Source organism: Streptomyces sp. NPDC091377, from assembly GCF_044757045.1.
Classification (GTDB): Bacteria; Actinomycetota; Actinomycetes; order Streptomycetales; family Streptomycetaceae; genus Streptomyces.
Genome location: NZ_JBIVUE010000001.1, coordinates 592406 through 605784, shown reverse-complemented (window position 1 = coordinate 605784; position 13379 = coordinate 592406). Strand labels below are relative to the sequence as shown.

General features: G+C 66.9%; 6 protein-coding genes and 4 pseudogenes. 4 read left to right on the top strand and 6 right to left on the bottom strand.

What is annotated here, in order from left to right:
- Positions 1-373 precede the first annotated feature (373 nt).
- Positions 374-7480: an SDR family NAD(P)-dependent oxidoreductase gene (locus ACIQNG_RS02740; protein ID WP_401482341.1), complete on the top strand. Its 7107-nt coding sequence runs from the start codon at positions 374-376 to the stop codon at positions 7478-7480.
- A gap of 262 nt (positions 7481-7742) precedes the next feature.
- On the opposite strand, the pseudogene ACIQNG_RS02735 reads toward ACIQNG_RS02740, so the two are convergent.
- Together ACIQNG_RS02735 and ACIQNG_RS02730 are read right to left on the bottom strand one after the other, a co-directional pair.
- Positions 7743-7895, bottom strand: a pseudogene (locus ACIQNG_RS02735) (DUF255 domain-containing protein); the annotation flags it as partial.
- 184 nt (positions 7896-8079) lie between these two features.
- A complete protein-coding gene (locus ACIQNG_RS02730; RefSeq protein WP_401482340.1) occupies positions 8080-8754 on the bottom strand; it encodes a hypothetical protein in 675 nt (224 codons plus the stop codon).
- 152 nt (positions 8755-8906) lie between these two features.
- Between ACIQNG_RS02730 and ACIQNG_RS02725 the strand changes: the two are divergent.
- A pseudogene (locus ACIQNG_RS02725) lies at positions 8907-9124 on the top strand (DNA-binding protein); the annotation flags it as partial.
- Between the two features lie 71 nt (positions 9125-9195).
- Here the strand turns inward: ACIQNG_RS02725 and ACIQNG_RS02720 are convergent.
- Positions 9196-9351 (bottom strand): annotated as a pseudogene (locus tag ACIQNG_RS02720) (DUF255 domain-containing protein); the annotation flags it as partial.
- A gap of 298 nt (positions 9352-9649) precedes the next feature.
- Here ACIQNG_RS02720 and ACIQNG_RS02715 point away from each other — a divergent pair.
- The gene (locus ACIQNG_RS02715; protein WP_401482339.1) at positions 9650-10387 is read left to right on the top strand and encodes a hypothetical protein; all 738 of its coding nucleotides are present in this window, start codon (positions 9650-9652) and stop codon (positions 10385-10387) included.
- A 43-nt stretch (positions 10388-10430) separates the two neighbouring features.
- A complete protein-coding gene (locus ACIQNG_RS02710) occupies positions 10431-11297 on the top strand; it encodes a TIR domain-containing protein (protein WP_401482338.1) in 867 nt (288 codons plus the stop codon).
- An 18-nt stretch (positions 11298-11315) separates the two neighbouring features.
- On the opposite strand, the gene ACIQNG_RS02705 is transcribed toward ACIQNG_RS02710, so the two are convergent.
- The 3 genes and pseudogenes from ACIQNG_RS02705 to ACIQNG_RS02695 form a co-directional block, all read right to left on the bottom strand.
- Positions 11316-12176 (bottom strand): hypothetical protein, encoded by an 861-nt coding sequence (locus ACIQNG_RS02705; protein ID WP_401482337.1) that lies wholly within the window; start codon positions 12174-12176, stop codon positions 11316-11318.
- A 373-nt stretch (positions 12177-12549) separates the two neighbouring features.
- Positions 12550-12732, bottom strand: a pseudogene (locus tag ACIQNG_RS02700) (DUF255 domain-containing protein); the annotation flags it as partial.
- A gap of 24 nt (positions 12733-12756) precedes the next feature.
- Entirely contained in the window at positions 12757-13374 is a 618-nt protein-coding gene (locus ACIQNG_RS02695) for a hypothetical protein (protein WP_401482336.1), read from the bottom strand.
- Positions 13375-13379 lie beyond the last annotated feature (5 nt).

Sequence of the window (13379 nt, the reverse complement as noted above, 5' to 3'; positions counted from 1 at the left end):
GGAGTCAGCGCACGGGCGTCGGAGATCATCGGCGGGTCCGGTCGCATGTCCGGTAGAGCCATGGTGTCCGGTAGAGCCATGGTGTCCGGTAGAGCCATGGGACGAACAACGGAACCGGATATGCGGATCGATCAGCAGCGCAACGGCGGGGTGCCGCGAGAAATCCCCGCGGGCTGCGCCCAGTTGCTCCTCGTACGCTTCCGCCGGGCTGGTGTCGATGGTTTCCTGCCGCTCCCGTCCCCACCGGAGCAGCCGCCGCGCCCGCGACCTGGGGCGGGTGCGGGTCTAGACTGAAACAATCCACGGAGCGGCCTTCTCCTTAAAGGTGAATGGCCCCCTTAAGGGTGAATGGCCCCTTCGATATCCCGCGGATATGTTCTGTGAGGTCGCCTCCATGAACAACCGAGTCCTTGCCTCAGCGAACGGAATACACGAACCCATTGCCATCGTGGGCATGGCCTGTCGGCTGCCGGGGGAAGTGAACTCCCCGGACGACCTGTGGGAGGTGCTTTCCGAAGGCCGCGACGTCATCGGCGCCCTGCCCACCGACCGTGGCTGGGATCTCGACGCGCTCTACGATCCCGATCCCGAGCGGGTGGGCACCTTCTCGACGCACGGCGGAGGTTTCCTCCATGACGCCGCCGGTTTCGACGCGGACCTCTTCGGCATCAGCCCACGTGAGGCGATGGCCGCCCACCCCCAGCAGCGACTGCTGCTGGAAACGGCGTGGGAAGCCTGCGAGTCCGCCGGGATCGCCCCCGACACACTGCGGGGAAGCGACACCAGTGTGTTCACGGGCGTGTTCGCGGGAGAGTACGGGCCGAGACTGCACGAGGGCGGCTCCGGGACCGACGGATATCTGGTCACCGGCGGATTCCCCAGTGTCGTCGCAGGCCGGATCGCGTACACGCTCGGACTGCACGGCCCCGCGGTGTCCGTCGACACAGCCTGCTCGTCCTCGCTCTCCGCCGTGCACATGGCGGTCCAGTCCCTCCGGAGGGGAGAGTGCTCACTGACACTCGCCGGGGGAGCGACCGTGCTGGCGGCCCCCGGCTTGATGGTGGAGTTCAGCAAGCAGCAGATACTCTCCCGGGACGGGCGCAGCCGTGCCTTCGCCGACAACGCCGCGGGGATGGGCATCGCCGAGGGCGCCACCGTGCTGATGATGGAGCGACTGGAAGACGCGCGGGCGAACGGCCACACCGTGCTCGCGGTCATCAGGGGAAGCGCCTGGAACCAGGACGGCGACAGCGAGACCCTCCCCACCCCCAGCCAGCCCGCCCAGGAGGAGGTCATCCGCCTGGCCCTCGCCGACGCCGGCCTGCGGGCCGACGAGATCGACCTGATCGAGGCGCACGGCACCGGCACTCCGGTGGGCGATCCCATCGAAGCGCGCTCCGTCCTCTCGACGTACGGACAGCGCCCGGACACGGCACCGCCCGCATATCTGGGCTCGGTGAAGTCCAACATCGGGCACACCCAGGGCGCGGCGGGCGCCACCGGACTCCTCAAGACGGTCCTGGCCATGCAACACGGCCGCATTCCGGCCACCCTGCATGTGGAGAACCCGACCACTGCGGTCGACTGGTCGGCCGGACACGTCCGTCTGGCTGCCGAGCCGGTCGACTGGCCCGCCGGGGACCGGCCGCGACGGGCCGGTGTCCTGTCGTACGGCATCAGCGGAACGAACGCGCATGTCGTCGTCGAGGAGGCACCGCCTCCGCCGGCAGGCGCGGCGATGCCTCCGCCCTCCGGTGCCGCCGGTACGGAGCACGGCCCGCTGCCGTGGGTACTGACCGCCGCGAACCCGGCGGCACTGCGGGACCAGGCCCAGCGGCTGCTGGACCACCTGGCCGCCCAACCCGGGTACTCCGCGGCCGACGTGGGTCTGTCCCTGGCCACGACACGGGCCCGGCTGCCGTACCGGGCCGCGGTGACCGGCAACCAGCCCTCCGCGTACGAGAAAGACCTGCGCGCCCTCGCGGAAGGGAAGCCGTCCGCACGGCTCATCGGCCCCGCCAGAGCTCTGGACCGGCCTCCCACCGCGTTCGTCTTCCCCGGCCAGGGCGGCCAGTGGGCCGGTATGGCCGCCGGATTCCTCGACGTGGTACCGGAATTCACCGAACAGATGCACGCATGCGCCGACGCACTCGCCGCCTGCGTCGACTGGTCCCCGCTGGATGTCCTGCGCGGAGTGCCGGGCGCACCGGAGATCGACCGCGTCGATGTCATGCAGCCGGTGCTCTTCGCGACCATGGTGTCCCTGGCCGCACTGTGGCGTGCCCACGGGGTCCGCCCGGACGCCGTGACCGGTCACAGCCAGGGGGAGATCGCCGCGGCCTTCGTCGCGGGCGCCCTGTCCCTGGAAGACGCGGTCAGGATCGTCGCCCTGCGCAGCAGAGCCCTGCGCACCCTGGAGGGACACGGAGGCATGGCGACGCTGCGGCTGCCGTGGCAGGAGGCCACCGATCTGCTGCGACCCTGGGCGGCCAGCCTGTCCATCGCCGCCGAGAACGGGCCCTCGTCGGTGGTGGTGTCCGGCGCTCCCGAACCTCTGACCGAACTGCTGCGGCTCTGCCGCTCCCGGGGCATCCGGGCCCTGCGCGTCGCAGCACGCTCCGCCGGTCACTCCTCGCAGGTGGACGCCCTCCATGACATGCTGTGGGACGGACTGGCCACGGTGCGGCCCAAGCGCGGGCGCATCCCGTTCTTCTCCACGGTGACCGGCACCCTGCTGGAGACGACCGACCTGGGGCGCGACTACTGGTTCCGCAACCTGCGCCAGTCCGTCCGGTTCCATCCGGTGGTCCGCTCCCTGATCGAAGCCGGCCACCGGGCCCTCATCGAGGTGAGCCCCAATCCGGTTCTCACCGTGGACATGCTGGAGACCGTCGAGGAGACCGGCGTCCGGGCCGCGGTGCTCGGCACCCTGCGCAGCGACGAGGCGGGACCGGACGGGTTCCACCGGTCGGTCGCCGAAGCGCACGTCCGGGGCGTTCCCGTCGACACCGAACGCTCCTTCGCCACGCGCGGGGCCCGCCGCACCGTGCTGCCCACCTACGCCTTCCAGCACCGGCGGTTCTGGCTCGACGCCGGGACGGACCGCAGCACCGGGCCCGGGATGAACGATCCCCACCATCCCCTGCTGAGTGCGCGGGTACCCCTGGACGACGGCGGACTCCTGTTCACCGGCCGCCTGTCCACGCGTCACCTCCCCTGGCTCGCCGACCACGCGCTGCGCGACACCGCGCTTCTGCCCGGTACCGCGTTCCTCGAACTCGCCCTGCACGCCGCCGCGGCACTGGGGTGCGACCGGATCGGGGAACTCGTTCTGCAGCGCCCGCTGCCGCTGGACGAATCACCGGTGGACCTCCAGCTCACCACCGGTCCGCAGGCGGACGGCGAGTTCCCGCTGCGGATCTCCTCCAGAGCCGCCGACGCGGAGACGGGCGAGCCCTGGACCCAGCACGCCCGCGGAGTCCTCCACAACGACGGCCACGTCCCCGGCACACCGAGCGGATCCGGAACCCCGGCCGGGCCCTGGCCGCCACAAGGGGCGGAGCAGATCCCCATCGAAGGGCTGTACGACCGGCTCACGACACGCGGCTATCACTACGGGCCCGCGTTCCGTAACCTCCGGGCCGTCTGGCGGCAGGGCGACACCCTCTACAGTGAGGCGTCCCTCGACGACGAACAGCACGCCGAAGCAGCGGACTTCCTGCTGCACCCGGCCCTCGCGGACGCCGCCTTCCACGCCCTGCTCGCCGAGGGCGACGGACCGCTGGCGCTGCCCTTCGCCTGGCGTGACATCCGGCTGCACGCCACCGGACCGACACGGATACGCACCCAGGTGACTCACCACGGCCCCGACACCGTCGAAGCGTCCGTCCTGGACCAGGACGGATCACCGGTGGTGAGCATCGGGGCGCTCGTGCTGCGCCCCGCCGGTGAGACGGTTTCCGCACCCCGGCGCGGGGGCGGTCTGCTCCGCATGACCTGGAACCCCCTGGCCGCCGGCGACCGTAGCGCCCGTGGGTCCTGGGCGCTGGTGGGCGCGGACCCCCGGCTGGTCGACGCCCTCGCCGGGACGGGCGCGACCGTCAGCGTCCACCAGGACCTGACCGCGGTCCTGGACTCCTGGGCGGCAGCCGGCACCGAGCCGGTCACGGCTCTGCTCGACCTTCCCGCGCCGCAGGACGCGGCCCCGGCCTCCGCCCCGACGGTTCACCACGCGATCCTGCACGCTCTGGACGCCGTGCGGACCTGGCTGCTGGACGAACGCTCGGCCGGAGGGCACCTCGTGGTCCTCACCCACGGCGCGATCAGCACCGCCGTGGACGAGGACGTCCACGACCTCACCCACGCGGGTGTGTGGGGACTGATCCGCACGGCCCAGACCGAGCAACCCGGCAGAATCACGATCGTCGACACCGACGACCGCGACGGCTCCCTGGAGGCGCTGCCCGCGGCACTCACCGCCCAGGAGCCGCAACTCGTCCTGCGCGAGGGCGAGCCGTACGTGCCCAGGCTGGCCGACGTACGCACCACCCCCTCCCTGCCGACCCCCGAGGGAACCGAACGGTGGCGGCTGGACTTCGGCTCGGGCGGCACCCTCGACAGCCTCGCACTCGTCCCGCTGCCCGACGACCAGCCGCTGGGCCCCGGACAGGTGCGGGTCGCGGTCCGGGCCTCCGGCGTGAACTTCCGTGACCTGCTCATCGCCCTGGACATGGTGCCGCTCGGCACTCTCGCGGCCGGCAGCGACGGCGCCGGGATCGTCACCGAAGTCGCCCCGGACGTCACCGGATTCTCACCCGGTGACCGGGTCGTGGGCATGTTCCTCGGCTCGACGGCCTACGGAACGAACGCCGTGGCGGACAGCCGGCTCATCGCCGGCATACCCACCCCCGACATGTCCTTCGAAGCAGCCGTCACCCTCCCGGTGGCCTATCTCACCACCTGGTACGCCCTGATCGACCACGGCCGGGCCACAGCCGGCGAGAGACTCCTCATCCACGCCGCGGCCGGCGGCGTCGGCATGGCCGCGATACAACTCGCCCGGCATCTAGGACTGGAGGTCTTCGCCACCGCCAGCCCCGCCAAATGGGACGCTCTGCGCGCCCTGGGGATCGACGACAGCCATCTGGCGTCGTCCCGCACCTCCGAGTTCGAGCAGAAGTTCCTGCACACGACCGACGGAGAAGGCGTCGATCTCGTGCTCAACAGCCTGACCGGCGCATTCATCGACGCCTCCCTGCGCCTGCTGCCACGCGGTGGCCGATTCCTGGAACTGGGGAAACTCGACCAACGCGCCCACGACGACATCGCCCGCGGCCATCCCGGAGTCGACTACCACGTCGTCGACCCCCAGGACGCCGGTCAGGACCGGATGCACGACATGCTCACCCACGTCCTGGACCTGGTCCGCCAAGGACAGCTGCATCCCCTGCCCCTCACCCGGTGGGACATCCGCCGGGCGCCGGCGGCATTCCGGTACATGCGCGAGGCCCGTCACATCGGCAAGAACGTCATGGTGCCGCCCCTCCCGCTCGATCCCCACGGCACCGTCCTGATCACCGGTGGAACGGGCACCCTCGGCAGCCTGCTGGCCCGACACCTCGTCCATGAGCACGGTGTCCGCCATCTGCTCCTCCTCAGCCGCAGCGGCCCCCGGGCCCCCGGCGCGGAGCAACTGGGGCGGGAACTCGACGCCCTGGGCGCCCACACCACGATCACCGCCTGTGACGCGGCCGACGAGGACGCACTGCGGACCGTCATCGACTCAGTGCCCGACGATCACCCTCTCACCGCCGTCGTCCACACCGCCGTCGAACTCGACGACGCCGTGATCACCCGGCTGACCCACCGACATGTCGAACGCGTCCTACGGCCCAAGGCCGACGCCGCACTCCACCTGCACCGCCTCACCCGCCACCTGGACCTGTCGGCGTTCGTGCTCTACTCCTCCATGGCGGGTCTGCTGGGCAACGGAGGCCAGGCCGGCTACGCCGCGGCCAACACCTTCCTCGACGCCCTCGCCTGCCACCGCCGCGCCCAAGGACTGCCCGCGACCTCCCTGGCCTGGGGCTTCTGGAAACAGCGCAGCACCACGAGCGGCCGTCTGGACGACACCGGCATCGCCCGCATCCTCGCCTGGGGCACCCGTCCCTTCAGCGACCAGGAGGGACTGGCGCTCTTCGACCAGAGCGCCCGCTACGACGAACCGCTCCTCGGCGCGTTCCCGCTGGACCGCTCGGCGCAGCACTCGCCCGATGACACGCCCGTTCTGCTGCGCGGCTTGTTCCGCGCCCCGCTGCCACGGGCCGCCACCGGCACCCCCACCGGCACCCCCGCCGGTCTCGGCGAAGGGTTCGCCGCACTCTCCGCCGCTGAACGCTACGGCGAACTGCTCACCCTGGTGCGGGGCCACACTGCGGCCGTTCTCGCGCACACCTCCGCCGACGCGATCGACCCCGAACAGGCGTTCCGCGACATCGGCTTCGACTCCCTCACCGCCGTCGAACTCCGCAACCGCCTCAACACGGCCACCGGACTGCGCCTGCCCACCACGATCACCTTCGAGCACCCCACGCCGCAGGACCTCGCCCGCCACCTCACCGAACGGCTCGAAGCGCCTCAGGCGGGGCCGGCGGTCCCCGCCTCCGCGGCCGGACGGGACGCCACACTCGCCGACCGGTTCCACCAACTGTGCCGCGACGAACACACGAGCGACGCACTGGAACTGCTGCGCGAGGCGGCCGGCCGCCTTCCCACCTACGACGTGTCCGAGGCGGAAGCGACGGCCCCGGCCTGCGTCATCCTGTCCGACGGAGCGGAGGAACCCCGGCTCATCTGCATCCCGTCACCCTTCCTGCCGGGAGACCCGACGCAGTACATCCCCCTGGGTCAGCACCTCCCCACGCGGCGCGTGTCCGCCTGCCATCTGCCCGGGCACCAGCCCGCAGAAGCACTGCCGGCCTCCCGGGACGCCCTCATCGGCGCACTGGCCCACGCCGTCCTACGGTCCGCGGACGGTCACCCCTACATCCTGCTGGGCCACTCGGCGGGCGGCTGGCTCGCCCACGAGACCGCCGGGCACCTGACCCACTCCCCCGAACAACCCGCCGGACTGATCCTGATCGACACCGGCACCCCCGACCAACTCACCACCCAGCCCCTGGACGATCTGCTGACCTTCGCTCACCAGCGGACGCACAGCACCCCGGCGGACGCGTCCGTGCTCACCGGCATGGCCCACTACGTGGGCCTGTTCACCCACTGGACGCCCCAACCGCTCCAGGTCCCCACCCACCTGATCACCGCGACGAATCCGACCCACGGCCGGACAAGCGGCTGGCACCTCCCCCACACCACCGCCCAGAGCGAAGGCGACCACTACTCCATGATGAACCAACACGCCGCGACCACAGCGGAAGCCGTCGAAACCTGGCTCGCCGACCTCCACGCACCACCACGATGACCGCCCGCCGCCGGAGCCCGGAAGACCATCGCGGGACAGTCCGCCGGAGCCCGGAAGACCATCGCGGGACAGTCCGTCCGAGCCCGGAAGACCGTCGCGGGACGGCAGCCGTGAAGCGGCCCACCGCTCAGCGATGCCGAGACGATCGGGTACGGCCTGTCTGCGGCAAAGGGGAAGAGATCCCGTGGCAGCCACAGCAGAGGCCGCCTGCAGATCCGAGCAGGCGAAGCTGCCTGGTTCTGTCCGTTCAACGCTGCCATCAGTGGCACGCGGAGTAGCCGACCGACAGCAGTACGGGTACGTCCCGCCGCCGCGCCTCCTCGAACGCCTCGCGTGGCCACGGTCAACAGTCAACAGGATTGTCGGCGTGCTGGAGAAGGTACGGGGAGGTGGGCTGCGCAAGTTGGTTGGCGATGCCCCAGTCCTTAATCCTTGCGCACCGGGAGTGCCGACGGGGGGACAAGCTCACAGAGGGGCGGGGGTCCGGCCTACTGAGCGCCCGACCGGATCCGCAGCGGGCAAACGATGTTGAGAAGCAGATCGCTGCTGAGCCCGATGGCATCGAGGGTCTCCCGATCGTGCTGAGAGCTGCAGTCGTCTCAGTCAGCAGACAGCTCACTGGCCGAGTGGTAACTGTAGAACGGCTTCCCGTCACCAGGGTTCTGGCGGAAGAGGACCACCCCCGCCGTGGCAGGTTCTCCCAGACGCGACCGTGCTGTCCATGCGCTGGTGGCAACGTCGCCCTTGCCATGCGCCTCGCTGCTCGTGAGTGCCTCGACGCCCGTCGGCTGCACCTCGAGGCCATAGGCGTACAGGGCACGAACGTGGGCGGTGTTGTCGTGGTCGTTGAGATTGTCGAGCCACTCCTCCCCGGTAGTGCGTTCCTCCCTGCGCGCCGCGCGCGCCCGGAACAGGGGTTCCCGGAGTCTCTCCGTTCGCGGCGCCCCGTGCACGACAGACTCGTCCACCTCGTCGCCGGCTCCGATCACAGAGGCCAGGCCGACGAGGATCTGGTCGAACCACTCGGACGTGGGGAAGGTCGGCCCGTCGATGTGGGAATCCACGGTACGAGCGCTGCCCTCACAATGGCGGGCCACCGCTTTCCGTAGCGGGGCTACCGTAAGCACCACGTCGACGATCAGATCCAGCATCTGCACACTCGGCAGGCGGGCACCGCTCAGCGCCGCGTAGACCGCGGTTCTCGAAGCGCCGCGCGCGACCACCGTATCGACCGTGCCGTTCGCCCGCTCCCGCAGTTCACGAAGGGCTCGCACGAAATCAGTCAGAGGCCCGTCAGGGGCTCGCCGAGATCGTCGCGGCCTACGAGGGAGGGCACGGCCCGCTCACAGAGCAGATGATCGAAACCGTTCGTCGTGAGCTGTTCGGAGACGAGAACGCCGAGAATGCCGAACGGGGCGCTGCGGTGATGGAGCCGCCGGCCCGCTTGCTGGTGTGCTCGACTCCGAGGCGCTCTCCCTTCTCATGCGCAACGACCGCGAGATGGCGGCGCGCATCGAGGTGGCGCGGCAGGTCGGGGTTCCTTTCATCGTATCTGCGCTGACCATTGTCGAAGCCGTGCACGGGAAGGCAGACTCGGCGCACGTGAAGTGGGGGCTCTCCCGGCTACGGGTAGAACCGGTTAGCTCTGCGGGAAACGTGTGATCATCAGGGATATCTAGGCACCGCCAACTACTGGGTTCGCGAGTTCACTGCCGCCATCGGCACACTGAGTAGCCAACCGATAGCAAAACAGATACATCACGCCGTTCCGCCTCCGCGGACACCTCGGGGCCCCACTGCCACCAGTCCACCGGGTTGTCGGCGTGCTGTCGCAAATACGGCGAGGCGGCATCCGCAAGTCGACTGGGCATGCTCCATGATCCCGCACACTCAGGTGCCCCTGCCACCGGCACGGATGCATAGAGGCCAGGCTGGAACCCAATGCAATTTTTCGGCCTCCCCAGCAGCCGAAGCCAACCATAGGGGAACGCAGAAACGGTCAATGCGGCCAAGGCGGATCCTTCAGACGGACTGTCGAACGTCCGCACGGACCGTCCGGCCAAAGCAGGTCAATCCAGATCTAGCTCTGCGGTCCCCAAAAGACAGGCCGCCTGAACCTCCTTCCAGGGCTTCCGCGACCGATCCAGTAGACCACGCTCGGCTCTTTTCATGCCCGCATCCTTCCAAATTACACTGCCCGAAATAGGCCTCCGAAGTCGATTCGCCACCGCCTACGGCGATCACACCCTCAACGCGGGTCCCCAAAATCATGATGGCATAAGATCATTAATGGATCAGGTTTACCCTGACCCACTGCTGGATACCCTGTCAAACAACGCCGAGGAGGTTGCAATGATCGCAGCAATTGTAACGGCCGGAGCCAGTATGGCAATTGCGGTCATTGCGTACTGGTTGAACCACCGAGGGGAAGTTCGCAGGTCGCTCAGGGCGGCGCGGATCGATTGGGTCAGTAGCCAGCTCAAAGATCTCTACGGTCCGCTTCTTGTTCTGGCGGAAACCAATGAACGAGCTTGGAAAGAGTACCGAAGAGCATATTTTCCAGCCAACTTGGGAGAACCGGAGGAGGGTCCACTGTCGGAGTCGATGTCGATGCTATGGCATATGTGGGTTGAGACGGTCTTCGCTCCGAGGGCTCGACAGATAAGGGAGATCGTCACTGCGCGGGGAGATCTTATTATCGAACGAGAGATGCCAGCAGTGTTACTTGACTTCTGCGCCCATGCGGCGTCGTATGACGCCCTATTGGCAGACTGGGATAGCGCCAGTGTCAATAATTCCACGCTGATCCGTCATCCTGGAAGTAGTTTTCTGTCGTACGTGCGCGAGTCATACGATTCCCTGAAAGCAGAACAAGAATATCTGCTGGACTCAAGGCGCCCAAATTAATTCTACACCCATTACAAAGACCGCAGCACGAGAGAGATAATTCATGAAGATATTCCTGAGCTGGTCCGGGGAACGCTCAAGGCAAGTAGCCGAGTCCCTGAAGTCATGGCTGCCAGATGTTATCCAAGAGATTGACCCTTGGGTCTCAACTCAAGATATCGCCAAAGGAGGTAGAGGAATCAAGGAGATTACCCATGAGCTAGCCGCGACAGACTTTGGGATCGTCTGCATAACTCCAGAGAACGAAGCATCAAAGTGGATCAATTTTGAGGCAGGTTCCCTGGCCAAGCAATTTGAGATTGCACATGTCGTTCCATTTTTGGTTGACATGAAAATTGCAGATCTCACTGGCCCCCTCTCCCAGTTCCAGGCAACCGTTGGAGAAAGCCGGGACGACGTCAGGAAGCTCGTTGAGGACATCAATAGATCGTCGACGGTGAGGATGGTGGCGGAGGATCGACTGGAACGATCATTCACTCGGAGCTGGCCCGAACTGGAAAGGGCGATCCAAGATATCCGCAGATCTCCCCTCAGGGAGGGCGTGCGAAACTCGGTCGAGCGATCTGAAGCTGAAATGTTAGAAGAGATTCTCTTGCTAGTCAGAAAGCAAGAATATCGCCAGGAAGATATGGAGGGGAAGGCGACGCAGATCAAGGAGAAGCTATCGCGCGGCCGGCGCATCAGCGAGGATGAATTCATTATATCGTCATTCGAGAAGATAGGATGGAAGGTTATTAGATCCTCTTGGGGAAGCGGTGGAGTGAACATCACGGCACAACACCCAGAGGGTGGCGGCGTATCACTGTCACGCGATTTCATCGAACGGATAGCAAAGTCCTTGGACAGATCTGTGGTTGTGGTGGAAAGGTCAGGGAATGTAATAATCCGCAGCGGTCCCGACTTTTCTTAGCTTGATGCCGCGTTGGATTCATCGCTCAAACTTCACCTCTACAGGAATTGGCATCTTCTCTGCCTTTCTGAAGCGAAGATTGTCGATCTTCTCATCGCGGGCCCACGCATTCCACGCCTTGATATACATAGCAACTTGCTCGCGCATGGAATATTTCCGATTTAGGCCCCTCTTTCGCACATGGGGGACTTTGAGCAGGGCAAGCCGAGAGTCTCCCATCTCGAGATTTGCGCCCGAGGTCAGCCCTTCGATCCAGCTGTCAATCTTCACAGCAGGAGCCGCCTCGGTCGTGACAAAATATCCCACTGCCACTGCAGTTTGACTCGCGAACACGTGCTTGGAAATATTACGACCCGTCAGTACGGCTTCTCGATACATGTCACTGCCCTCATTGTACGCCGCCAGGATCCGACTATTCGCGATTCGAGCGCCATTACCGCTCCACAAGGAGTCCGGCATGTTCTTGAAGAGGAGAACGTGACGAATGGTCGAGTGAAGCACAGGGAGATATTTCTCACCGGTGGAAGAAAGCGTGTCCACGCCACTCCGACGCTTCCCTGTATCAAGGACAGGGAATGCAGTTCTCGGAAGCCCTTCAAATACGTAAATCGAAACCGGAATGCCAGCCTTCGTAATGGCATTTAAGCGGTGCTGGCCATCCAGAAGGCATCCGGTCTCCAGGGAGCCGTCAAGCGCGATTCCCTGATGTGTTAGCTGCCACTCTTCGCGGATTATTGAATCAGCCAAGAAGTCGACTTGACCCTGATCCAGGCGACGATTGACTACGGCTCGGGACAGCAAGTCATCTGCAATCTCGGGAGTGACTCGGACGAGACGCGGAGTGGGCACACCCTCTGGAACCTCACCATTGGCAAGCATTCCTAAACCATACGAGCCGTGATGGCGCAGTTTAAACGAAGACCTAAAGCGATCGATTCCGCACGGTAATGTTCAAAAAATGATCAACAATGGACAGGCTGGATGGGCAGGTACACGGGGCAGCCAACCCACCCGCCTGCAGTCACCGAATGGCCGATGTGGCACCGTCTAAGCTTCATTCAGCGGCAACGGTTGCGGCGGTGGGATCGCCACCCGTCCAGGTGCTGGCGAACCTGACGTACTGCACGGGTGAGCTGGCCAGCTGCCCTTCAGCTCGGCGCCTACGCCTCGGGGCGTCACCCCAGGTGGTCTTTTAGTTGCCTTATGGAAAGGCCTGACGTCAGAATCGCCGGATTGCCCGCAATTACTGCCACCAGTGGCACGAGCTGTACCCCACGCTCAGCAGGAGTGGGCGGTCGCTGCGGCGGGCCCCGGTGAACACCTCCGCGCCCCGGGGCCACCAGTCGAGCGGGGTGTCGGCGTGCTGGAGGAGGCAGGGGGACGTCTCGTGGGCCGGTCGGTTTTCGGCATGGGCCGTCCTCCCGCAACACCCCACCCCCACCGGTGAGGCGGCGGGTGGCTACCAGACGGTGACCTCGACCTGGGAGACCCCGGAGGGGTCGGCGGTGAGGAAGCGCAGGTGGACCGTGCGGCCCTGATCGGTGGTCAGGCAGTACCGGCCGCCGCTCTCGCTCGTGGCCGTGCGGGTGCCGTGGCGTTCCACGCTGGCCGCGCACTCCTCGGCGGTCGGGGCGGTGGGCGAGCCGTGGTGCGGGGCCAGGGTTCTCGCGGAGTCCGGCACGGACAGCGTCGGGGCGGCCCCGGTCGACGCGTTGACGACGAGGTCCGCGCCCTCGACGGTGCCGCTCCCCGCGAGCGGCGCCGCGGTGTCGAACTCCACGGACGCGTCACCGCCGCTGGTGTCGACCTCGACGGTCCGCGGGCCGTACCCGGGACTCCCGGAGGCTTCGCCGGTGGGCTGCGCGGCGGGCGCGGACGACGCCGAACCGCCGCCCTTGCCGTCGGCCGGGCCGGGCCGGGCGACCAGCACGGTCACCGCGATACCGAGGACCGGGATGACGATCCCGATGACCCACCAGGCCCAACGGGGCTGCTGCGCCCGGGTGCCCCGGGTCCGCCCGGGCGGCCGGGCGGGCTCCGGCGGCTGTCCGTCGGACGGGCCGTACGGCTCGGACATGGCTA